At 68.6% G+C, this 23,246-nt stretch carries 16 protein-coding genes and 1 pseudogene; 7 read left to right on the top strand and 10 right to left on the bottom strand.

What is annotated here, in order from left to right; translation table 11 throughout:
• Nucleotides 1-124 precede the first annotated feature (124 nt).
• The 3 genes from Q0654_RS13500 to Q0654_RS13490 all read left to right on the top strand — a co-directional run bounded on the left by Q0654_RS13500 (nucleotide 125) and on the right by Q0654_RS13490 (nucleotide 5,241).
• A complete protein-coding gene (locus Q0654_RS13500; protein ID WP_298854644.1) occupies nucleotides 125-3,433 on the top strand; it encodes an amidohydrolase family protein in 3,309 nt (1,102 codons plus the stop codon).
• 160 nt (nucleotides 3,434-3,593) lie between these two features.
• Nucleotides 3,594-4,127: a hemerythrin domain-containing protein gene (locus Q0654_RS13495; RefSeq protein WP_298854642.1), complete on the top strand. Its 534-nt coding sequence runs from the start codon at nucleotides 3,594-3,596 to the stop codon at nucleotides 4,125-4,127.
• Nucleotides 4,128-4,404: 277 nt separating this feature from the next.
• Nucleotides 4,405-5,241 (top strand): DUF3050 domain-containing protein, encoded by an 837-nt coding sequence (locus Q0654_RS13490; RefSeq protein WP_298854640.1) that lies wholly within the window; start codon nucleotides 4,405-4,407, stop codon nucleotides 5,239-5,241.
• A 55-nt stretch (nucleotides 5,242-5,296) separates the two neighbouring features.
• On the opposite strand, the gene Q0654_RS13485 is transcribed toward Q0654_RS13490, so the two are convergent.
• From Q0654_RS13485 to Q0654_RS13460, 6 genes are all read right to left on the bottom strand, one after another.
• On the bottom strand, nucleotides 5,297-6,007 hold the full coding sequence (locus Q0654_RS13485) for an acyl-homoserine-lactone synthase (protein ID WP_298854638.1): 711 nt from the start codon (nucleotides 6,005-6,007) through the stop codon (nucleotides 5,297-5,299).
• A gap of 287 nt (nucleotides 6,008-6,294) precedes the next feature.
• On the bottom strand, nucleotides 6,295-7,032 hold the full coding sequence (locus tag Q0654_RS13480; RefSeq protein ID WP_298854636.1) for a LuxR family transcriptional regulator: 738 nt from the start codon (nucleotides 7,030-7,032) through the stop codon (nucleotides 6,295-6,297).
• Nucleotides 7,033-7,259: 227 nt separating this feature from the next.
• On the bottom strand, nucleotides 7,260-7,625 hold the full coding sequence (locus Q0654_RS13475) for a DUF6164 family protein (protein ID WP_298854634.1): 366 nt from the start codon (nucleotides 7,623-7,625) through the stop codon (nucleotides 7,260-7,262).
• A 155-nt stretch (nucleotides 7,626-7,780) separates the two neighbouring features.
• Nucleotides 7,781-8,881 carry a prephenate dehydrogenase gene (locus Q0654_RS13470; protein WP_298854632.1) on the bottom strand — a complete coding sequence of 367 codons (1,101 nt, stop codon included), beginning with the start codon at nucleotides 8,879-8,881 and terminating at the stop codon, nucleotides 7,781-7,783.
• 22 nt (nucleotides 8,882-8,903) lie between these two features.
• Nucleotides 8,904-9,695 carry a sulfurtransferase gene (locus Q0654_RS13465; protein ID WP_298854630.1) on the bottom strand — a complete coding sequence of 264 codons (792 nt, stop codon included), beginning with the start codon at nucleotides 9,693-9,695 and terminating at the stop codon, nucleotides 8,904-8,906.
• 8 nt (nucleotides 9,696-9,703) lie between these two features.
• Nucleotides 9,704-10,885 carry a phosphoglycerate kinase gene (locus Q0654_RS13460; RefSeq protein ID WP_298854628.1) on the bottom strand — a complete coding sequence of 394 codons (1,182 nt, stop codon included), beginning with the start codon at nucleotides 10,883-10,885 and terminating at the stop codon, nucleotides 9,704-9,706.
• Between the two features lie 404 nt (nucleotides 10,886-11,289).
• On the opposite strand from Q0654_RS13460, the pseudogene Q0654_RS13455 reads away from it, so the two are divergent.
• A pseudogene (locus Q0654_RS13455) lies at nucleotides 11,290-12,204 on the top strand (methyl-accepting chemotaxis protein); the annotation flags it as partial.
• Nucleotides 12,205-13,162: 958 nt separating this feature from the next.
• On the opposite strand, the gene Q0654_RS13450 reads toward Q0654_RS13455, so the two are convergent.
• From Q0654_RS13450 to Q0654_RS13435, 4 genes are all read right to left on the bottom strand, one after another.
• On the bottom strand, nucleotides 13,163-15,391 hold the full coding sequence (locus Q0654_RS13450; RefSeq protein WP_298854626.1) for a PAS domain S-box protein: 2,229 nt from the start codon (nucleotides 15,389-15,391) through the stop codon (nucleotides 13,163-13,165).
• Between the two features lie 723 nt (nucleotides 15,392-16,114).
• The gene (locus Q0654_RS13445) at nucleotides 16,115-17,020 is read right to left on the bottom strand and encodes a DUF2785 domain-containing protein (RefSeq protein ID WP_298854624.1); all 906 of its coding nucleotides are present in this window, start codon (nucleotides 17,018-17,020) and stop codon (nucleotides 16,115-16,117) included.
• Nucleotides 17,017-18,141: a GGDEF domain-containing protein gene (locus tag Q0654_RS13440; protein WP_298854622.1), complete on the bottom strand. Its 1,125-nt coding sequence runs from the start codon at nucleotides 18,139-18,141 to the stop codon at nucleotides 17,017-17,019. The genes Q0654_RS13445 and Q0654_RS13440 overlap by 4 nt, the downstream gene beginning before the upstream one ends.
• A gap of 15 nt (nucleotides 18,142-18,156) precedes the next feature.
• Entirely contained in the window at nucleotides 18,157-19,038 is an 882-nt protein-coding gene (locus Q0654_RS13435) for a neutral zinc metallopeptidase (protein ID WP_298854620.1), read from the bottom strand.
• A gap of 309 nt (nucleotides 19,039-19,347) precedes the next feature.
• Here Q0654_RS13435 and Q0654_RS13430 point away from each other — a divergent pair, with 309 nt between their 5' ends.
• The 3 genes from Q0654_RS13430 (at nucleotide 19,348) to Q0654_RS13420 (ending at nucleotide 23,053) form a co-directional block, all read left to right on the top strand.
• On the top strand, nucleotides 19,348-21,240 hold the full coding sequence (locus Q0654_RS13430; RefSeq protein WP_298854618.1) for a DEAD/DEAH box helicase: 1,893 nt from the start codon (nucleotides 19,348-19,350) through the stop codon (nucleotides 21,238-21,240).
• A gap of 254 nt (nucleotides 21,241-21,494) precedes the next feature.
• Nucleotides 21,495-22,493, top strand: a complete 999-nt coding sequence (locus Q0654_RS13425) for a LacI family DNA-binding transcriptional regulator (RefSeq protein WP_298854756.1) — start codon at nucleotides 21,495-21,497, stop codon at nucleotides 22,491-22,493.
• Nucleotides 22,494-22,507: 14 nt separating this feature from the next.
• Entirely contained in the window at nucleotides 22,508-23,053 is a 546-nt protein-coding gene (locus Q0654_RS13420; RefSeq protein WP_298854617.1) for a GNAT family N-acetyltransferase, read from the top strand.
• Nucleotides 23,054-23,246 lie beyond the last annotated feature (193 nt).

Genomic DNA, 23,246 nt, shown 5'->3' with positions numbered 1-23,246 from the left:
TGCCCGAACGCAGCGTGAAGCGCACCCTTCACGCACGTTCGATCGCCTCCGCGTGTCCGAGCGCGCGCTGCCGCCGCGGCACGGCCGCAGCGCTCCCGCACCCGAAGCAGCAAAGGATGACCCGATGCGCAGCCTGACCCTGATCGGCAGCCTGGCCCTGAGCCTGGCCGCCGCCTCCGCAAGCCCCAGCCTGTACGCCAAAGCCAAGCCGGATGAGTCCAAGTGGGACATCAGCCAGCTGCGCGGGCCGACCAAGGAGATTCGCTTCACCACCGAGGAAGGCACCTGGATGAGCGTGGACGTCAGCCCCGACGGCCGCCAGCTGGTGTTCGATCTGCTCGGCGATCTCTACCTGCTGCCGATCGAGGGCGGCGAGGCCAAGCGTCTGACTTCGGGCCCGGCGTTTGACGTGCAGCCGCGCTTCTCGCCGGACGGCCGCGAGCTGAGCTTCACCTCGGACCGCGGCGGCGGCAACAACATCTGGCGCATGCCGGTGGCCGGCGGTGAGCCCACCCAGGTCACCAAGGAAGACTTTCGTCTGACCAACAACGCGGTGTGGACGCCGGACGGCGACTACCTGATCGCGCGCAAGCACTTCACCGGCCAGCGCTCGCTGGGCGCGGGCGAGCTGTGGATGTGGCACAAAACCGGCGGCAGCGGCCTGCAGCTGACCAAGCAGAAGAACGACCAGCAGGACCAGGGTGAGCCGGCAATCAGCCCCGACGGCCGCTACGTGTACTTCAGCGAGGACGTCACCCAGGGGCCGTTCTTCCAGTACAACAAGAACCCGCACGCCGGTATCTATGCGATCCGTCGCCTGGATCGCGAGACCGGCGAGATCCGCGACCTCATTCGCGGCCCCGGCGGCGCGGTGCGGCCGGAGCCCGCACCGGATGGCCGCGGCATCGCCTACGTCAAGCGCATCCGCGACAAGACCGTGCTGCACGTGTTCGACTCGCTGAGCGGCGAGGAGCGCCCGCTGTGGGACGGCCTGTCGCGCGACCAGCAGGAAGCCTGGTCGATCTTCGGCCCCTACCCCGGCTTCGACTGGACGCCGGACGGCAGTGCGATCGTGATCTGGGCCCAGGGCGGGCTGTGGAAGGTCAGCGCCGCCGACGGTTCGGCCGAGCGCATTCCCTTCCGCGCCGAGGTGCGGCAGACCGTGATCGAGGCGCTTGACCCGCAGATCACCCTGCCCGAAGGCCGCTTCGCGCCGGACATGATCCGCGACGTGGCGACCCGCCCGGACCGCGGCGAGATGGTCTTCCACGCGGTCGGCAAGCTCTACCGCAAGGCGCTGCCGAACGGCGCGCCGCAGCGTCTCGGCCGCGAGGATGCGATCTACGAGTACGAGCCGAGCTACAGCGCCGACGGCCGTCAGCTGCTCTACACCACCTGGACCGACGCCAACCTCGGCGAGCTGCTGGTACTGGATCTCGAGAGCGGCGAGCGCCGCAGCCTGACGATGCGCCCGGGCTTCTACTACCACCCGCGCTTCTCGCCGGATGCCAGCAAGGTCGTCTATGCGCGCAGCGCAGGCTCGGGCCTGACCGGCAGCCTGTGGGCGCAGGAGCGCGGCATCTTCTGGGTGCCGGCGGCAGGCGGCGAGCCGGTGCGCGTCGCGCGCGAGGGCTACAACCCGCAGTTCTCGGCCGACGGCAGCCGCATCTACTACATGACCGGCGGCGGCATCTCGAAGAAGCTGATGTCGGTGGGCTTGAACGGCGAAGAGCCGCGCGAGGTGTTCAACCTCAAGTACGTCAACGAAATCGCGCTCTCGCCGGATGGCCGCTTCGTCGCGTTTACCGAACTGTTCAACGCCTACGTGGCGCCGATGCCGCAGACCGGCGGCAGCATCGAACTCAGCAAGGACACCAAGGCGATCCCGGTGGCCAAGGTCAGCCAGGACGTCGGCAGCTATTTCCACTGGTCCGGCAGCGGCAGCGACCAGGCCCTGCACTGGATGGTCGGCAAGCGCTACTTCACCCGCGAGCTGAAGGATGCCTTCGCCTTCCTGCCCGGCGCACCCAAGGAACTGCCCAAGCCCGAGGACGCGCGCGGCATCGAAGTCGGCCTGGAGCTGCCGGTCTACGCGCCCGAGCAGGTCATCGCGTTCACCGGCGCGCGCATCATCACCATGCGCGATGCGGAGAACACCGAGGAAGTGATCGAAGACGGCACGCTGGTGGTGCGCGGTGACGAGATTCTGGCCGTCGGCCCCAGCGCCCGCGTGCAGGTGCCGGCCGGCGCCAACGTGATCGATGCGAAGGGCAAGACGATCCTGCCGGGCATCGTCGACGCGCATGCCCACGCCGCGCATTTCGGCCAGGGTGTGGTGCCGCAGCAGAACTGGGCCTACTACGCCAACCTCGCTTTCGGCGTCACGGCCCTGCACGATCCGTCCGCCACCACCGAGTTCGTGTTCAGCCAGAAGGAGCTGGTGCAGGCCGGCGAGATGGTCGGCCCGCGCGTGTTCTCGACCGGCACGATCCTCTACGGCGCCGACGGCGACTTCAAGGCGGTGGTCAACAGCCTCGATGACGCCCGCTCGCACCTGCGCCGCATGCAGGCGCGCGGGGCCTTCAGCGTGAAGAGCTACAACCAGCCACGCCGCGACCAGCGCCAGCAGGTCAACCAGGCGGCGCGCGAGCTCGGCATGCGCGTGGTCGAGGAAGGCGGCTCCACCTTCTTCCACAACCTGACCATGATTCTCGACGGCGCCAGCACGGTGGAGCACAACCTGCCGGTGGCCCCGCTGTACCGCGACGTCGTGCAGCTGTGGGCCGGCACCCGGGTGCGCAACACGCCGACCCTGATCGTCAGCTATGGCGGCCTGTCCGGCGAGTACTGGTGGTATGCGCGCGACAACGTCTGGGAAGAGCCGCGGCTCAACCGCTACTTCCCGCGGGAGACGCTGGACGCGCGCGCGATCCGCCGCGAGACCGCGCCCGACTGGGACTACTACCACATCGAAGTGGCCAAGGCCCTGAAGCAGCTGCGCGACGCCGGCGTGCGCATCCAGACCAGCAGCCACGGCCAGCTGCAGGGGCTCGCCAACCACTGGGAGATCTGGATGCTGACCCAGGGCGGCTTCAGCAACTTCGAGGCCCTGCGTGCGGCGACGATCGATGGCGCCGAGTCGATCGGCATGGGCCGCTACTTCGGCTCGCTGGAGGCCGGCAAGAAGGCGGACCTGGTGGTGCTGAACTCGAACCCGCTGGAGGACATCCGCCGCAGTGCCGACACCGCGATGGTGATGGTCGGCGGTCGGCTGTTCGATCTCGGCGCCGACATGGCCGAAGTCGGCGGCCTCGGCGCCCCTGCGCCCGAGTTCTACTGGCAGCGCCACCGCGAAGGTCGCAACTTCGGCCTGGAATACGGCCCGACCATGCCCTGCCATTGCCCGAAATCCGGAGTGCCGCACGCGCACTGAGGCCGATGTTGTTCGCCCGCCCGATGCGCCGGTGGCGTATCGGGCGGGCGAAAACGTGAAGCCCACCAACCTGCAAGATCTGGCAGGTACGCAAGCCCGCAGCACAGGACTACTGTTCTTTCCCGTATCCGTTGTCCGGAATCCCAGGGGGAAGACCGCCATGTTCGACTTCGTCAAGCGCTGGATGGGCCAGGACACGGCGACCGCAGCGCCGCCCGCCGGCAGCGGCCGTAACGCACCCGCAGCACCCGCCGGCGCGATCGGCCGGGCGCCCAGCTATGACTCGCGTCTGATCGAATCGCTGAAGCACGACCACCACAGCTTGGTCGAGCTGTTCCAGCAGATCGGCCAGACCGCGGAACGCGGCCGCTTCCACGAGCTGCCGGCCCTGCTGGTGGCGTTCAAGACCGGGCTTGAGAGCCACGTCATCGCCGAGAACGTGCGCTTCTACAACTACGTCGAGAACTCGCTGGCCGGCGACGAGGAGAACCTGCTGCTGATCCGCAGCTTCCGCCGCGAGATGAACGCCATCGCGCGCGGCGTGGTGGACTTCGTCAAGAAGTATCAGCGCGCTGCCTTCAACGAAGCCACCCGCGATGCCTTCCTGCGTGACTACGCCGTGGTCGGTGGCCTGCTGACCCAGCGCATCCAGCGCGAGGAAGCCAACCTGTATCCGCTCTACCAGCCGGCCTGATCTGCCACCTCCGCTTCGCGGCTGTGGTGCTGTGCTGTGCATGCCGCGGGAGGCGCTCGCTGCCCGCCTGAGCTCGCCTGCGTGGCCCCGGGTCTCCGGAGACCCGCTGCGAACACGCGCAAGCAGATCGCTCCCGCCAGTTATCGATTGTTCCAGCGCGCGCCACAGGGGCACGGGCGATGCCCGTGGTGGTGCCGCGCCCGTCACGCCAAAGGTTTCCAGAATCCTCCGCGCCGCGGAGGCTCACCACTGCCGTGCACCGTGAAAGGAGTCCCCGATGAGCGCCGCCCACTGCCACGCCACGCCTGATCCGGTCCTGACCCCCGAGATTCGCCAGCTGCGCGCCGGGCTCGAATCCCACCCGGTGTTTTCCGCGTTGAAGGGCCCGGAACAGCTGCGCGCCTTCATGCAGATCCACGTATTCGCCGTCTGGGACTTCATGTCCCTGGTGAAGCGCCTGCAGAACGAACTGACCTGCACGCGCATCCCCTGGATGCCGCCCGCCAACCCGGAAGCCGCGCGTCTGATCAACGACATCGTGCTCGGCGAAGAGAGCGACATCGGCGCGGACGGACGTCCGGCCAGCCATCTCGACCTCTACCTCGGCGCGATGCGCGAAGTCGGCGCCGACACCCGCGTCTTCGACCGCTTTCTCGACGCCCTCCGCGAAGGCGAGATGCTCAGCGTGGCGCTGGCCGACGAGGAGATCCCCTGGTTCGTCCGCGAGTTCGTCGGGCGCACCCTCGACACCGCACTGAACGGCAATCGCCTGCAGGTGATGGCGAGCTTCCTGTACGGGCGCGAGAACGTCATCCCCAGCATGTTCCAGGGCCTGCTCGACAGCTGGTCGATCCCGCCCGCCGAGGCGCCGCAGTTCGTCTACTACCTGGAACGCCACATCGAGCTGGACGCCGACAGCCACGGCCCCGCCGCGGCGCGCCTGATCGGCGCGGAGCTTGAGCGCAATCCGTTCGGTCTGGAGGCCGCGCGGATGGCGGCGAGCGAAGCCCTGCACGCGCGCCATCAGCTCTGGGACGGCACCTGGGAGGTCCTGCGTGCGCAGGGCGCAGCGACCGGCGAGACAGCAATGGCGCGCGTCGTCGCTGCGGTCTGAGGTCGTCCGCATCGGGCCTCGGGAATCCCCGGGGCCCGATGTCGAGCGACCGGGTTCAGGCGGCCCGGGCCGGCTCGAACGGCAAACCCGCATCCGCAACCGCGCGCAGGTTGGCGGCATGCAGGGGCAGTTCGAAGGCAAGGCTCATCACCCGCCCGATCCTCCTGGCGCGGCCAAGCCGATGCACTTCGAGGCCGAGACCCAGCAGCAGGCGCTCGAAGGCCGCACTGGTCACGCCGACTACGGCGCGTGCGCCCCGCGAGGCGGAATCCTGCAGCACCGCCGAAACCATCCGTGCCGGCAGCTCACTGAAGCCCACCCCGCCCCGGGTACACAGATCCGACACCGCAAAACGACTGACTTCAACAAGATCCGCTGCTGCGGGAGCCGGTGCGCCATCAAGCAGTTCGGGAAAGATGTCGCGCAGCATGTTGGGCCCCAGGGTGGGAAGCAGGCGACAGCAGCCAACCGCATGCGGCCCCGCGCCACCGCCATGCGCGACCAGGTAGCGCGGCCCGATCAGATCGAACCAGTCGTGTTCCCGCCCCTGCTCCACCCGCACGTCCCACCCCAGCCGCTCACGGAATACCTCGGCCCGCAAGCGGAACATGCTGTCCATCAAGCCGGCCGACAGCGCGCCTTCCCCAGCGCGGGCGATACTGATTTCGATCATTGACGTTCTCCTCCGCGACAGTGCGGAGGACCAGCAGAACGTCACCCTGTTGCATCCGACAGCTGTAAGCCCTGACAGGATGATGAAGCTCACAGAGACCGCGTGGAACGTGGCGCGTCAAGGCTCGGCGCGCCACCCTGCCTCCACGGGGACGCCGACTCTCGGAGCCCTGCGGGCGCCTTGGAATGGATGATTCGCCACCTTCCGCCCGATGCGAGCGGCATGGCCATCTACCGCAACGAGCGCATGAGGCATTGCGACGGGAGGGCAGAAAAAAGCCCCCGGTCGCCGTGCACAGCGACCGGGGGCCCCTCCGGACAACCCTCCCCCGGCGTCCGGAGCCGTGACTGTGGAGCGCCCGCCGCGCTCCGCTGCGGGCGTCAGGCCGGGCTGATCAAACCCAACGAGATCGCCCTCGCCACCGCGGCCTGCCGGCCACTCACCTCCAGTTTCTTGGCCGCGTTCTGCAGGTGGTAGATCGCGGTGCGCTCGCTGACGCCAAGCAGACGTCCCACTTCCCAGCTGGTCTTGCCTTCGGCGGCCCAGTGCAGGCACTCGCGTTCACGGCGAGTGAGCTCGGGCGTGGTGATGCAGGCGCGGCTGCGCGCAAACGGCCGGGCGGCCTCATGCGCGTAGTGGGCGATGGTCAGCAGCTCGGGCAGGCGGCGCTCGATCTCGGCGGCGCGACTGCGCGGGCCGGCAAACGACATCAGGCCCCAGCAGGCACCGGGACCGTGCAGCGGCACGCTGACCCCGGCGCCCAACCCGAACTCGTGGGCCTCCTCGAACATGCGGTTCACCAGCTGGTGGTGCGGATCGACAGCGCAGCGGGCCCTGAGCTGGGCTTCGCTCCAGAGGAAGGGCGTGCTGTTGTCGTGGCAGTGGGCGACGACCGGGTCGATCTTCAGGTAATCGCACTCCAGGTAGCGCTCGACCCAGGGCAAGGGATAGTCGCCGAGGGTGTACTGGTTCTGCCGCTCATTCACGAGGGGCAGGTTGATCGCGTAGACCCAATGTTCAACGCCCAGCTTGTCGAGGACGCGGCACAGCTCATGACTGAGCTGCTCGGGCGTGACGACATTTGTGATCGTGCGGAGGGAGCGAAGCGAGATGGCCATGACCCGTTACTCGAAGAATCGGGAGCGACTCGATCACTGCGAGGCAGCTCACGAATCGGGGCCGACCATAGCAAAGGCCAAGGAAGCTACGGTGTCTTTTGGCCCCACCGAGGCGCCAGCGGGCAAAACTCGCTTTTTTATACAAATCAATGTTTTAGGCAACGGCGCTGCGAACAGATTTGTTCAACAACAGGCGAAAGCTTCCCACTTCATCCCGGTCGGATGCCCTATCGCCCCAAGCCGAGCCAGGGCAGGCTGAGCGCGAACAGCACTCCGAGCACGAGGACCAGCAGTCCCAGGGCGTGCCAGGGTCGCTGCCGCAGTGCCTGCCAGAACCCCGGCACCTCGCCGGCCGCCTGCGCCCGCTCCCACGTCTCCCGCGCCACGCGGGCACGTTCCGTCTGGAAGGCCGCAACCAGCGCGCGCGCGCGGTCGAGGTCGACCTCGTGCTTCAGCCACAGGGACGCAGGTGACAGCCCGAACAGCCCGGGCGGGCTCTGGTAGTGCTCGATGCCGGCCTCGGCAAGCACCGACTCGATGCCTTCGAGCTCGTCGTCCGGAACGTCCCGCAGGCCCATTAGACGCGTCGCCATGGCTCAGTCTCCACGCTCAGGGATGCTGCTGGCCGGCCACAGGAGTCGCGCGAGTGACCACCGCCGGTCCCCTGTCGATCTATGCATGACACCTCCAGTATTCGTGAAGCAGGGCAAGTGCCCCGGCCGCGCACACGCCCCCGGGTCAGCGCCCCTCATGCCAGCACCCGGCCGATTCCGTCGGCTTCGATCGCTGCGATCAGGGCCAGACGCTGATCACCCTCAGGTGCTGAGGTGAAGGAAAAGCGGAAGTGCACCGCGCCCGAAGGCGTGCGCGAAGAGTGGATGGAGGCGAGATTCACGTCGGCGCGCTCGAACACTTCAAGCAGGGCGCGCAGCGAGCCGGGGCGATCCTCGGGCAGATGCACGCTGAGCGCTCCGGCATGCGCGAGGTCCGCCAGCAGGTAGCCAACTTGCTCGAAGCCGTGGTTGCCGCGAGCGATCTCGTCGGCGCCGAAGGCTGCGCGCGGCGCCGCAATGAACTCGCGCTCGAAGGCCTCGCGATCGCCGGCACGCACCAGCTCGCGCAGGCGAGTGACGCGCGCGGCCAGACTGTCGAGCACAGGCAGCACCGCCGGGTTGTCGAACTGGATGCCGGCGTAGATCGCCGGGTTGCCGGCCAGGATGCGGTCGGCCATGGCGAGATCCAGCTCGAACGAGACCGAGCGGAAAGGAATCAGCGCGGCCGGTCCGCCCGGTTCTGCCGCCAGCTTCGCCAGCACGCCGGCCTGGGCCAGATGACCGGCGTGCACCAGCGCCTGCACCAGGGCCATCACTCGATCATGCTGCTGCGGATCGCATTCGACCCGCTCGGCCTGGAGCGCCGCATACAGGGCATCGACGAAGCCGCGCCACCGGCCGATACGCGCCTCGCAGCTGATCAGCACGCGGCCGCGCAGGCTGGGCGCCTTCGGCGGCGCGGTCATCGGGTGCAGGCCCAGCACTTCCGCGCTGGAAGCCAGCATGGCCGCCACCGGCGCGGCCTTGATCGAGGTGACGTCGATCCACAGCTGCACCGCCGCGCGCTCACCGGCCAGCATCACCGCTTCGCCAATGAGGCGAGGGGTTTCGGAGATCGGCGCGGAGAACACGATCACTTCGCTGTGCGCCAACAGTTCGCCCAGCGAGCAGGCGGCCGGATCCGCGGGGTCGCAGCCCAGCACGCGGCAGCCCATGCGTTCGACGAAGAACTGGGCCAGCCAGCGGCCATAGGCGCCGGCGCTGCCGACGATGCCGACCGTCGCGGTCGACCTCATGCGCCGGTGTCCGCGGCGAGGCTCACGCCGCGCGCTTCCGTGCGGCCAGCGGGTCGACCGGCTCGGGCACCGGTGCATCGACGCGTGGCGAGAGGTCGGGCTTCAGGGCCACACGTGCATCGAAGACGAAGCACTCGCCCTGCCAGCCTTCGCCGCCGACCTGCTCGAAGTAGTCGAGGATGCCGCCGTCGAGCTGGAACACGTTCGCGAAGCCGGCGTCCTGCATCCACAGCGCGGCCTTCTCGCAGCGGATGCCGCCGGTGCAGTAGCTGACCACGGTGGCCCCGGCCATCTCGGGCCTCAAAGGCGCCAGCGCGGCGGTGAGCTCGGTGAAGTTGTCGATCGGCAGCTGCACCGCATTCTCGAAATGGCCGTAGGCCAGCTCCTCACGGTTGCGGGTATCGACCAGCACCAGCGGACGTCCCGAATCATCGCTGCCGCGCGCGATCCACGCGCGCAGCTGCGCCGGCGACACGACCGGCGCGCGCCGCGAGCGCGGCACGCATGCGTCGTGACCGAAGGCGATGATTTCCTTCTTCAGCTTCACCTTGAGTCGCGCGAAGGGCACGTGCGCGCTCCAGCTGCGCTTGACCCGCAGGCCCTCGAAACCCGGCTGGGCGCGCACGAAATCGAGCACACGCTCCACGGCGCTCTCGGCCCCGGCCAGGAACAGGTTCAGCCCTTCCGGCGCCACCAGCACGCTGCCCTTCAGCCCCGCCGCCTCGCAGCGCGCGCGCAGCAGTTCTCGCAGCGCGGCCGGCTCCGCGATGTCCGCGAAGTGGTAGGCGGCGATGTTGAGCACCTCGCGGGTCATCGCTTGACTCAGGCCGAAGCGCGGGCACGGAGCGCGGCCACGGCCGGCAGCTCCTTGCCCTCGCAGAACTCCAGGAAGGCGCCGCCGCCGGTCGAAATGTAGCTGATGCCGGACTCGACACCGTACTTGTCCACCGCCGCCAGGGTGTCGCCGCCGCCGGCAATTGAGAAGGCCTGCGAATCGCGGATGGCCTCGGCCACCGCCCGCGTGCCCTCGCCGAAGGCGTCGAACTCGAACACCCCGACCGGGCCGTTCCAGATCACGCTGCCGGCCTTGGCGATGATGTCGGCGTACTGCTTCGCGGTGGCCGGGCCGATGTCGAGGATCATGTCCTCCGGGCCCACGCGATCCACGTCCTTGATGCTGGCCGGCGCGTCGGCAGCGAAGGTCGGCGCCACCACCACGTCCACCGGCAGCGGGATCTGCGCGCCGCGGGCCTTGGCATCGGCCATGATCTGCCGCGCGGTGTCCAGCAGCTCGGTCTCGCACAGGCTCTTGCCCACCGGCAGGCCCTGCGCGGCCAGGAAGGTGTTGGCGATGCCGCCGCCGACGATCAGCTGGTCGACCTTGCCGACCAGGCTGCCGAGCAGCTCAAGCTTGGTACTGACCTTGGAGCCGGCGACGATGGCCAGCAGGGGCCGCGCCGGATGCTCCAGCGCCTTGGCCAGCGCATCCAGCTCGGCCATCAGCAGCGGGCCGCCGCAGGCGACCTTGGCGAAGCGGATCGCGCCGTGGGTCGAGGCCTGGGCACGGTGCGCGGTGCCGAAGGCGTCCATGCAGTAGATGTCGCAGAGCGCCGCGTACTTCTTCGAGAGAGCCTCGTCGTCCTTGCCCTCGCCGCGGTTCATGCGGCAATTCTCCAGCAGCACGATCTCGCCCGGCGCCACGCTGAAACCGCCGTCGACCCAGTCGCGGATCAGCGGCACCGGCCGGCCGAGGTGCTCTGCCAGACGCGCGGCCACCGGCGCGAGCGAATCCGCCTCGCTCCACTCGCCTTCGACCGGACGCCCCAGGTGTGAGGTGACCATCACCGCGGCGCCCTTCTCCAGGGCCAGCCGGAGCGTCGGCAGCGCGGCCAGGATGCGCTGCTCGGCGGTGATCCGGCCGTCCTTGATCGGCACGTTCAGGTCTTCGCGGATCAGCACGCGCTTGCCGGTGAGGTCGATGTCAGCGAGTCGGAGGATGGACATGGCGGCTCCCGGGCCTGCGAGGGGTCAGCCCCGCATTATGCCGAAGGTGCTGATCCGACTCGTTGGCGGGGGCCTCGACGCGCTCTGCGCGCGCCCGCACCGAGCCTGCCAAATCGATGGCGCGAGGGCCTGGGTTCCCCCGCGACTCGCCGGGTAAGGCTGCAGAAACCGCGTGCGCTGAATCACATTCCACACAGAAATCGCCCCAGGCGCATCGCCGCACAGCACTTGCCTAGGCAGGCGGGTCGGATGATCGCAAAAGCATCTTGGATAGGTATAACCAATGGCGCGAATCCGCAAGCGCTATGGGCACAGCCCCCGCACCTACTTCCGCCCCCCCTCCCGGAGAGCCCCCGTCATGCCCAAAACCACCCTCCGCATCTGGCAGCGCCTCGCGCTCGGCTTCGGCCTCGCATCTGCTCGAAGCGCTCGCCGCCGGCGACCTGACCGCCTCGATGCAGGGCGAGTACGCCGGCGTGTTCGCGCGCATCCGCGATGACGCCAACCGCAGCGTCAGACAGATCCGCGGCATCGTCGAAGGCATCGCCGTACGCGCCGATTCGATCCGCGTCGCCACCGGCGAGATCACCGCTGGCGTCGACGATCTCTCCTCGCGCACCGAGGCCCAGGCCGGCAATCTCGAAGTCACGACCCATGCCCTGACCGACCTGACCCAGACCGTGCGCCGCAACGCCGCCCGCGCCCGCGAAGCCAACCAGCTCGCCCACGGCGCCGGCAATGTCGCCCGCTCCGGCGGTCAGGTGGTCGGCGAAGTGGTCGCCACCATGGACTCGATCAGCGAATCCTCGCGTCGGATCGCCGACATCATCAGCGTGATCGATGGCATCGCCTTCCAGACCAATATCCTCGCGCTGAACGCCGCGGTTGAAGCCGCGCGTGCCGGCGAACAGGGCCGCGGCTTCGCGGTGGTGGCCTCGGAAGTCCGCTCGCTGGCCCAGCGCTCGGCGGAGGCCGCCAAGCAGATCAAGGGCCTGATCGACGATTCCAGCCAACGCGTCGGCCTCGGCGCCCAACTGGTGGCGCGCGCCGGCAGCACCATGCAGGACATCATGGGCGCCGTGCAGCGGGTCACCGACATCATGGGCGAGATCAGCGCCGCCTCGGCCGAACAGACCAGCGGCATCGAGGGCATGGGTGAAACCATGCAGGCGCTGGATCAGACCACCCAGCAGAACGCCGCCCTGGTCGAGGAAGCCAGCGCCGCCGCCAACAGCCTGCAGGACCACGCTCGCGCGCTGCAGGATGCGGTGGGCAGCTTCCGGCTGAAGGCTGGACCCGAGCTGCGCCGGGTCGCTTGAAGAGCGCTAGGAGCCTGTCGGACGTTGGATGGCCGGGCTGCAGATCCGTCTGCGCGGTCCACTACCCGCCGATTCTTGACCCATAGCGCTGCTACGGGCCTGCAAATCGCCGAAAGCCTGTCCTCACGCAGCCGAACTTTCGCCTCGACCACCAAAGCCCGACAGGCTCCGAGAGCAAAGAGGGCGCGGGCAGTCACCTGCCGGCGCCCTCTTCATTTCCGGCTCATCGCGGATTCTTGTGGGTGATTCCTGCGCACTCGCGTGGACCAGCCGCCGTCGTCGCCTGTCTTGGTGCGCCACAGGCGCACCCTACTCAGCCGATCAATTCGGCTCAATCTGGGGCAGGGCCTCACGCGCCTTCATAGGGTGCGCGTGTCGCGCACCGGCGACCGCGAGAGTCGCCTTGGAAGGCCCAAAGCCCCTGCGAACGGCGCGGATTTCTCGGGCGACGGGTGAGCGCGCGTGTTCGCTCGCCGCAGGTACCCCAAGCTACGTGGCTCGGCGCGGAGTGTGGTGGTCAGCGAGCTAGAGCGGCGTCGGTCGATCTGGACCGGAAGTCGCTGTCGCGTCAAGGCCGATACCAAAAGCACGATCCGTGCGTTTCAACGCAGCGCCTGCGGCAACCGCAACCGGGCCTGCCGCGAGCTCCTTCGCCAGCCCACTGCCCGCACGGGCCGAGAGCGCAGGTTCGGCCCCACACGAAGCCGCGATGAGCCTCATTTCCGTTCACTGCGGGTTGCAGCCTTGCAGCCACTGCCCTGCCGGCCGCAGCACGCTGCAGTTCAGAGCGTGCGCAAGCGTCCAGACGCCGTAGCGAGAGCGTCTCTGTGCGTTGGTGGCAAAGCGCGGCGCCTGAATTGCATGAAGTCAGAAGAGACAGTGACCGCGGAACTCGCGCAGCCCGCTGCCGCCGCGGGCGCCCGGAGGCGACCGCAGCAGGCAGGGGCTCACATGCGCGTCAGTCCAGAAGCCCCGACATCACCGCGACCAGTCCGCGCGACTGGTCGTCGAGGCTGCGTGCATTGGCACTGAGTTCCTCCACCAGGGCCGCGTTCTGTTGGGTGCCCTGGTCGAGCTGGGTCAATACCGCAGCGGCCTGCTGGATCCCGGCAGACTGCTCGCGCGAGGCTGCGTTGATCTCAGAGATGAGCGCCGACACCCTCCTCACGGAATCAACGATGTCTCGCATGGTGCGCCCAGCGCCATCGACAAGCTGACTGCCGCGCCCGACCTCACCCACGGTCTCAGAGATGAGCAACTTGATCTCTTTGGCTGCCTGCGCCGAGCGTTGCGCGAGGGCGCGCACCTCCCCGGCCACCACCGCAAAGCCGCGCCCCTGCTCGCCGGCACGCGCCGCTTCAACCGCTGCATTCAGAGCCAGGATATTGGTCTGGAAGGCGATGCCATCGATCACCCCGATGATGTCTGCCACCTTCGTGGATTGCGCGCTGATGGACCCCATCGTCTCCACGACGCGGGTGACGGCGGCACCGCCTCCCTCCGCGATCTCGCTCGCCTGCGTCGCGAGTTCCGCGGCCTTCTGCGCGGTCTCGGAGTTCTGCTTGACTGTCGCAGTCAGCTCTTCCATCGAGGCAGCGGTTTCCTCTAGGGCAGCCGCCTGTTGCTCGGTGCGCGTTGCCAGATCCTCGTTACCGGCCGAGATCTCCTGCGAGGCCTGCGCGATCTCGGCGGCCAGCACCTGCAGGTCTTCCTGCGCTTTCACCGTGCGGGTGATGTCGGATGCGAACTTGACCACCTTGTAAGGCCGGCCGCTGGCGTCCAGGATCGGCGTGTAGCTGGCTTGGATCCACAGGGCGCTGCCGTCCTTGCGCACGCGGCGGAAGCGGCCGGTCTGCGCCTCTCCGCGCGCAAGGGCAGCCCAGAGCTCGCGATAGGAAGGCGCGGCGACATCCTCAGGCCGCAGGAACATGCGGTGATGGCGGCCGCGGATCTCATCGAGGCTGTAGCCGGTCGCCTTGCAGAAGTTGTCGTTGGCATCGCGGATGTGGCCATCCAGCTCGAACTCGATGGTCGCCTGCGCGCGACTGATGGCCTGTAGCTGGCAATCGATATCGGCATCTCGCTGACGCTGGGCGGTGATGTCGATGGCGTACTTGACCACCTTGCAGGGCTTGCCTGCAGCATCGAGGATCGGGTTGTAGCTGGCCTCGATCCAGATCTCGCGACCGCCCTTGCCCAGCCGCCGGTACTGGCCACGGTCGAATTCGCCGCGACGCAGCCGCGCCCAGAACTGCTGGTAGGCCTCGCTGCGCGCATAGTCGGGTTCGGCAAACATCGAATGATGCTTGCCGACGATCTCAGCCTCGCTGTAGCCCACGGTGCTGCAGAAGTTCGGATTGGCCCGCAGGATGCGGCCCTCGAGATCGAACTCGATGACGGCCATGACGCGATCCAGCGCACTGAGCTGCCCGGCGCTTTCGCGCTCGGCGACAATTTCTGCGGTGACATCGGAGGCGAACTTCATCACCCCGACGACCTTGCCGCCAGACCCCAGGATCGGGTTGTAGCTGGCCTGCAGCCAGACCTCGCGCCCGCCCTTGCCGATGCGCCGGAACCGCCCCGAGAGGAACTCTCCGCGGCCGAGTCGCGCCCAGAAGTCCGCGTACTCGGGCGCGGCGGCCTCACCCGGCGGCATGAAGATCCGGTGGTGCTGTCCGATGACCTCGCTGCGGTCGTATCCCATTGCCACGAGGAAGTTGTCGTTCGCATTCCTTGCGTGCCCCGTGGGATCGAACTCGATCATCGCCTGCGACTTTGAAAGCGCAGCCACGCGTGACTCGAGCGCGTCAGCACGCTCACGTACCCGAGCGACGCCACCACCGATGAAGCTCAGCAGACTCAAGTTCAACATGGGGATCTCCCAGCGCTCTGGCGCTTGCTCACACGTCAATGACCGGCGACACCGACCCGGCAGCAAGAGCCTTGATGCCCCCGGTGTCATCTCACTGCGAAACTGCAAGCCGTGTGCCAGAGCACCGCCGACGACGTACCCCCGGTGACTCCCCGGTGTGGGGGGGTGCGCGGGCCATGGCGGCCGCGACAGTGGCGATGGATGGAACCTGCCACTACGTCCTTCCACGGTCGCCCCGCCTCCGACGCACAGACGGCGCAGCGGTCTCTCGGGTGTGAGGACGCGACGCCAGAAAGTGGTACTCCGCCACCGCAAGTCCGCGGCAGGACTTGGCTAGCCGCAACAGTCTGTACACGCGTGCGCTGCGTGCGCTCCAGCGCTTCAGCGATGTGTCAAACCGGCTAGGAACGAACCAGCGCTCCGATACCACGAACGTCTTAAGGACTTCGCTGACAGCGAACATGACGCGGCGGACGCCACGCATCACTGGAGCCAGGCGACGGAGTCACTCCACGATGCCGTGGTGGACTTCGTCGCTTGCTGCCCAGGAGCGTCGGGCGCGAGTGCGTCCCGCCTGTCCCAGCCTGCCAGCGAAGGCGCCCTCCTCTAAAGAACCTGAAACGTACGTGATTGATTGTATTGGAGCGCCTTCGCGGCGGCGCGGCATGGAAACCGGTCGAAGCAGCGTCTAGGGGGCCCTGGTTCGTCGCCCCCGCGAAGGCGGGGGCCCAGACCCAACTTGCAGCGGCGGCAAGAACACAAGAGCACTGGATCCCCGCCTCCGCGGGGATGACGACCACATGTTTCTTCGAGAGCACCCGGCCCGCGACGCGGGGCTCAGACGCTCTCGAGAAACAGAACGCCCGGCGCATCAGCCAGTGCCATCGCCCCCCGATGGGCCTGCCCTTGCGAAGGCGGGGACGGGAGCCCGGTTGGGACCGCCGCGGTCGCAAGAACACTGGATCCCCGCATTCGCGGGAATGACGAATCAGGGATCCTTCAAAAGCGCCTGGCCCGCAGCACGGGGCCGAGACGCGCTCAGGGCATCGCCTGCAGGGCCTCGACCACGCCCGGCAGCAGGCTGCGGATACCCGCATCCTCGCTGCGGCTGGCCTCGAAGTGCAGGGTCAGCAGCAGGGCCTGCAGGTTGTGCCGCGCCGCCAGCGCGGCAGTGTCCGACCACAGCGCCCTGGGCTCGCCCAGGCGCGGTGGGAACTGCAGCAGCCAGCGCCGCCAGTCGGCTTCGTCGAACACGCCGCGCCTGGCGATGAACAGCAGCGGCGCGGCCAGCCGCGCCGGCTCGTTGAACACATAGGCATGACCATCCGCAGCGAGCACCTGGGCGCCGACCGCGTCGCGCAGCCGGGCCAGCTGCGCGGCATCGAGCGTGGGGTTCAGTGCCAGCTGCAGCACCCAGTCGGCGCCGTGCGCCACGCCGTGGCGCCAGCCGGTATCGACTTCAAAGCCGCGGTAGTCACTCACCGCGGCCAGATAGTCGGCCGCTGCGGAGACCAGCGCTTCGCGCTCGGAAGCCTCCATCCAGGGCGCGATGCGATCGGTGCGGCTCAACTCGGCCAGCACCAGCGCGGCGAAGGGCCGCGCCACGCCCTGCGGATCCTCGGCCTGCAGCTGCGCCAGCAGGCGCGGCTTCAAGGCGCGCAGGTTGGCGGCGTCGAGTTGGCCGGCGCGCATCCACGCGCTCAGGGCCTCGAAGGCGATGCCATCGCGCAGGGCGGGGCGCGGGTCGGCGAGGCAGTCGAGCAGGCCCAGCGCCAGCGCCGGGCGCAGCGATTCCTCCAGCGCAAAGCCCTCGCTCTTGAGAGTGAGCAGCGAGGCTTCGTCCCAGCCCGCAGGTGGGCAGGACGCACGCGAGTGTTCTGCGGCCACGCCAAGCGCGAGCGCACCGACGATTGCGGACAGCGGCGAAAGCCGGGATCTGCTCACTTGTCTTGCTCCTCGGTGTGGGATTGGCCTTGAACCGCGTCCTGTGCATCCGATTCGACCCGGTTGCGCCCGGCCGACTTGGCGCGATACAGCGCGGCGTCGGCGCGGGCCAGCAGCGACTCCTCGCAGTCGCCGGATCGGTACTCCGCCACGCCCGCGCTCAGCGTGACTCGCCCCGCCTCCGGCATCGGGCAGTCCTGGGTCGCGGCGCGCAGGCGCTCCGCCACCAGCAGCCCCCCGTCGATGCGGGTTTCGGGGCAGAGGATCAGGAACTCCTCACCGCCCCAGCGACCGACCATGTCGGTGGCTCGACGATCGCGCAGCAGCACATGCCCAAGGCACTGCAGCACGAGATCGCCGATCGCGTGCCCGTGGGTGTCATTGACGCGCTTGAAGTGGTCGATGTCGATCAGCACGACGCAGAAAGGCGAGCCATGCCTGCGCGCACGGGCCAGCTCCTCGGCCAGCCGATGTTCGAGCTTGAGCCGGTTGTAGAGGCCGGTCAGCCGATCGTGATTGGACAGTCGCTGCAGCTCGCGATTGCTGTGCACCAGGCCGCGCAGCACTTCCTGTCGCGCCATCTCGTTGTAGCGCGCCTGCAGGACCAGACAGACGAAGGTGCCCAGCAGATTGAAGGCCGCGACGGCATCGAAGCGCTGCGGCTGCCAGTGCATCCACGGGCCGGCAAGGGCAAGCAGGCTGGCCACGACCAGGGCCGACGTGGCCCACAGGCCGCGGCGCTCGCCGAGCAGGAACAGGGCCAGGCCGGGGAACACGCCCAGCCAGGCCAGGCTGTACAGACCTGCGCCCACCATCAGCACATAGGCGAGCAGGAACAGACCCACGATGACCAGGGTCGACCATGCCGCTGCATCGAGCTGTCTTGAGCGCCGGTACCAGGCCATCACACCCAGCGCCAGCCCGCCCGCCACGACATCCAGCACCGCGACCCGCGGCAGGCCCAGCACCAGCAGATTGAGCACGGCGAACACGCCGCACATCGCCACCAACACCAGCAGGCTCATGTTGAGCAGCAGCACGCGGCGAAAATCGGGATGCTGCGGCCCCACCCGTCCGCCGTGGGTCAGGTAGCTGCGCAGACGGCTGCGCCAGCGCGGCATGGGCCGGCCCTGCGCCTAAAGCCGGCTCGCCGCGAAGGTGTCGCAGGCGCCGACGCTGCCGCGCTCGAAGCCGAGCCGGAACCAGCGCATGCGCTGCTCCGAGGTGCCGTGGCTGAAGGAGTCCGGCACCACCCTGCCCTGCGCCTGCTTCTGCAGGCGGTCATCGCCGATCGCGCTGGCCGCGTTCAGGGCTTCCTCGAGATCGCCGGGTTCAAGAATGTCGAAGCGACGCTGCGCCGAGTGCGCCCAGACACCGGCGTAGCAATCGGCCTGCAGTTCCTGGCGCACCAGCAATCCGCCGTCACCTTTGACCTCTTCGCCGCGCTGGCGCGCCGCATTCACCCGTGCAGACACGCCGGTCAGGGTCTGGATGTGGTGACCGACTTCGTGCGCGATCACGTAGGCCTGGGCGAAATCGCCGGCGGCGCGGAAACGGGTCTCCAGCTCGCGGAAGAACTGCAGGTCGATGTAGACCTTGCGATCGCCCGGGCAGTAGAACGGGCCGACCGCTGACGAGGCGAAGCCGCAGGCGGTGGTGACGCCGCCCTCGAAGACTTCAAGGCCTGCCGGCTCGTAGCGCGAGCCGGAGGCGGCGAAGATCTCGCCCCACGCATCCTCGGTATCGCCCAGTACAGCGCGCACGAACTCCACGGCTGGATCCTGCGGATCCGGCAGCGGGGTCCGACTGGAGGCGGAAGGCGCCGTCTGCTGCTGGCCCGCATCGAGCAGTGACAGCAGCTCCAGCGGGTTCTTCCCCATCACCATCGCGATCACCACCACGATCAGGATGCCGGTCAGGCCCAGGCCCTTGCCGCCACCCGGAAGGCGACCTCCGCCACCGCCGCGGCCGCGACTGTCGGTGACGTTGCTGCTGCGTCGCAGGCGTTCCCAGCGCATGGCGCTCTCCGGCTCGGTGAGGGGCGAGCGCAAGCCTAGCAGCTGAACGGGGGACCAGCAGATTCCCGACTCCCGAAGGCACCGCACCCACCCGTGCTGCTAGACTGCGCGCCGCTGCACCCCGTGTGCGCCTTTCGGCCCCGTCGTTTCCGCTCTCGCCCCGTCCCCTTCCTGCCGCGCGCAGGCCTGATCGCATGATGCGACAGGCGGACGGGAGCTGCCCCGCACTGACCTGCGCGGCTCGTCCCGAGCGCTGTTCTCCGGCCTGCAAGGTGCGTGATTCCAAGCCCCTTGTGGAGCAAAGAAAACATGTCCTCTGAAAACACTGCCGCCCCTGCGGCGGCCTCCGTGCGTTTTGCCGATCTTGGCCTGTCGCCCGCCCTGCTCGAAGCCATCACCTCGGTGGGCTACGAGACGCCGTCGCCGATCCAGGCGGCGACCATTCCCACCCTGCTGTCCGGCCAGGACGTGCTGGGCCAGGCCCAGACCGGCACCGGCAAGACCGCCGCGTTCGCATTGCCGATCCTGTCGCGCCTCGACATGACGCAGAAGGCGCCGCAGGCCATCGTGCTGGCGCCGACCCGCGAGCTGGCCATCCAGGTGGCCGAAGCCTTCCAGCGCTACGCCTCGCATATGCCCGGCTTCCATGTGCTGCCGATCTACGGCGGCCAGGGCTATGCCCCGCAGCTCACCGGACTGAAGCGCGGCGCCCACGTCGTGGTCGGCACGCCCGGCCGCATCATCGACCACCTCGAACGCGGCTCGCTGGATCTGTCCAAGCTGCGCTTCGTGGTGCTGGACGAGGCCGACGAGATGCTGCGCATGGGCTTCATCGACGACGTTGAATCCATCCTGCAGAAGACCCCGGCCAGCCGCCAGGTCGCGCTGTTCTCGGCGACCATGCCGCCGCGCATCCGCGCCATCGCCCAGACCCATCTGCGCAATCCGCGCGAAGTCACCATCGCGGCCAAGACCACCACCGCGAAGAACATCCGCCAGCGGTTCTGGTTGGTCTCGGGCATGCACAAGCTGGATGCGCTGACCCGCATCCTCGAAGCCGAGACCTTCGAGGCGATGATCGTGTTCGCCCGCACCAAGCAGGCCACCGAAGAGCTGGCCGAGAAGCTGGCCGCGCGCGGCTTCTCCGCCGCCGCGCTGAACGGTGACGTACCGCAGGCGGTACGCGAGCGCACCGTACAGAAGCTCAAGGACGGCGAGCTCGACATCATCGTCGCCACCGACGTCGCCGCCCGCGGCCTGGACGTCGAACGCATCAGCCACGTGCTGAACTACGACATCCCCTACGACACCGAAAGCTACGTCCACCGCATCGGCCGCACCGGCCGCGCCGGCCGCAGCGGCGAGGCGATCCTGTTCGTCGCCCCGCGCGAACGCCACCTGCTGCGCACCATCGAGAAGGCCACGCGCCAGCCGATCGAAGCGATGAACCTGCCCTCCGTCGACACCGTCAACGAGCAGCGCCTCAACCGCTTCCGCCAGCAGATCCAGGAAGCCCTGGCCGACCCGCAGCTGGACCAGTACCGCAGCGTAATCGAGCGCATCGAGAGCGAGCAGAACATCCCGGCCATCGAGATCGCCGCCGCGCTGGCCCGCCTGCATCGCGGCGACACCCCGCTGCTGCTGCCGCCGGACAAGGTGATTCCGGCCGCACGCGAGTTCCGCGAGCGCAGCGACCGGCCCGAACGCGCGCCGCGCGAGCAGTTCGATCGCGAAGCCCGGCCGCCGCGCGAGCGCGTCGAGCGCGAGGCCCGGCCGCAGCGCGAGATGGCCAGCGATTACGCCTTTGAGACCTTCCGCGTCGAGGTCGGCTTCGTCCACGGCGTCAAGCCGGGCAACCTGGTCGGCGCGATCGCCAACGAGGCCGGCATCGACGCCAAGCACATCGGCCGCATCGACATCCGCGGCGACCACGCCCTGATCGACCTGCCCGAGGGCATGCCCGAGGATCTGATGCAGCACCTGCAGCAGGTCTGGGTCTCCGGCCAGCGCCTGCGCATCCGCCCCGCGTCGGAGCAGGACAAGGCCTTCGTCAAGCCCAAGTTCGAGCGCGGCGCCCCGCGCGAACGCGGCAGCTTCGACGGCCCGCGCAAACCGCGCCCGGCCGGCGCCGGCTTCGAGCGCAAGCCCGGCGGCCCGCGCGGCGAGGGTGGCTTCAAGAAGGGCTTCAAGCCGAGGGGCTGAGAGGCAGGGAATCGGGAATCGGGAATCGGGACAAGCTTGCGCTGTGAGCGATCACCCTCAAGCTGCCAGCCTGAAGCAGTCCGCTCTCAACGATTCCCGATTCTCCATTCCCGATTCCCGCATCGCCGGCAGAAGCCGGCGATGCTGCAGAGCACAATGCCATCCCAGGCCCACGCCGCCACACTCAGCAACCCCGCGCTGCAGCAGTTCCGGTTGACGTGAAAGGCAAGGTCACCTCGTTCGACATCGCCCACATGGCGGGCGTCAGCCAGCCCACGGTGTCGCGCGCGCTGCGCGACAGCCCGCTGGTCAATGCCGAGACGCGCAAGCGCATCAAGGCGATCGCGCAGCAGCTGAACTACCAGGTCGACAAGAACGCCTCCAACCTGCGCACCCAGCACGCCGGCACCCTGGCCCTGCTGCTGTTCGAGGATGCCGACTGCGACGAGTCGCAGATCAACCCCTTCTTCCACGCCATGCTGGCCTCGATCACCCGCGCCTGCGGTGCGCGCGGTTTCGACCTGCTGGTCAGCTTCCAGCAGATGACGCGCGACTGGCACGCCGACTACGAAGACGCCAAGAAAGCCGACGGGCTGATCCTGCTCGGCTACGGCGACTACGAGGCCTATCGGCAGAAGCTCGACCAGCTGGTCGCCCAGGGCACGCATTTCGTGCGCTGGGGCGCCGTGCAGGCCGACCAGCCCGGCGTGTCGATCGGCAGCGACAACGCCAGCGGCGGCGAGCAGGCGACCCGCCATCTGATCGCCCAGGGCCGGCAGCGGATCGCTTTCCTCGGTGACGCTTCGCCCCATTACCCCGAGTTCGAGGCCCGTCATCGCGGCTATCAGCGCGCACTCAAGGCAGCCAAGCTGGCCTGCTCCAAGCGCCTGCGCGTGGATGCGCTGTCCAGCGAGGCCGACGGCATCGCGGCCGCCCAGGAGCTGCTGCGCCGCGGCGAGCCCTTCGACGCGATCTTCGCGGCCTCCGACCTGATCGCGCTGGGCGCCATGCAGGCCCTGGCCGAACGCGGCCTGCGCGTACCCGAGGACGTCGCGGTCGCCGGCTTCGACGACATTCCGATGGCGCGTTTGGCGCAGCCGGCACTGACCACGGTGCAGCAGGACACCCGCGGCGCCGGCGCGGTGCTGGTGTCGACCCTGATCGACCTGATCGAGCGCCGCCCCGCGCAGAGCCGCGAGCTCGACACCCGCCTGGTGGTGCGACGCAGCTGCGGTGGTGCCGGCGCGAGCTGAGACGGAGCTCGCGCATGGCGACCCTGCCCACGCTCGACAGCGAGCGCATCGTGCTTCGCCACCCTCGCGGTGCCGATCTCGACGATCTCTACGCGCTGTTCGCCAGCGCCGACGTCACCCGCTACTGGAGCCACGGCCCCTGGCAGGCCCTGCATCAGGCCGAGACCTATCTGCGCGACATCCACGCGGGGGCTGCCAGCGGCCAACTGCTGCAGTGGGCCATCACCTTGCGCGGCGACCACCGCCTGATCGGCACGGTCACCCTCTACGCCTTCGCCCGCGAACACGCCCGCTGCGAGATCGGCTTCGCCCTGCATCCTGCGCATTGGGGCCAAGGGCTCGCTCGCGAAGCGGTGGCCACTGCGCTGACTCATGCGATCCGAGGGCTGGGAATGCAGCGCATCGAAGCCGATGCAGACCCCGACAACGCCGCCAGCCTGCGCCTGCTGGAATCCCTCGGCTTCAAACGCGAAGGCCACGCGCGCGAGCGCTATCGGCTGGGAGGAAGCACCCAGGACAGCGTGCTGCTGGGGCTGCTGGCGAGGGAGTTTCGCCCCTGATCGGCCGCATCCGGAGCGGCCCGCAGCGCGGATAGCACCCATCCGCACGCGCATACGAACGCAAATGCGACTTGCTCGCAATTGCATCTCGTGCTGAAATCCGGCGCCTTCGTTACCGATGTCGCCGATAAGCCCATGCCTCAGAGGGTGTCTACATAATTGGCTACACTTGCGGCACCGTCCGTGAAGTGGC

Source organism: uncultured Aquimonas sp. (genome assembly GCF_937888285.1).
Classification (GTDB): Bacteria; Pseudomonadota; Gammaproteobacteria; order Xanthomonadales; family Xanthomonadaceae; genus Aquimonas.
Note: the sequence above shows the minus strand (reverse complement) of the source record. Positions and strands in the feature narration are given on the sequence as shown.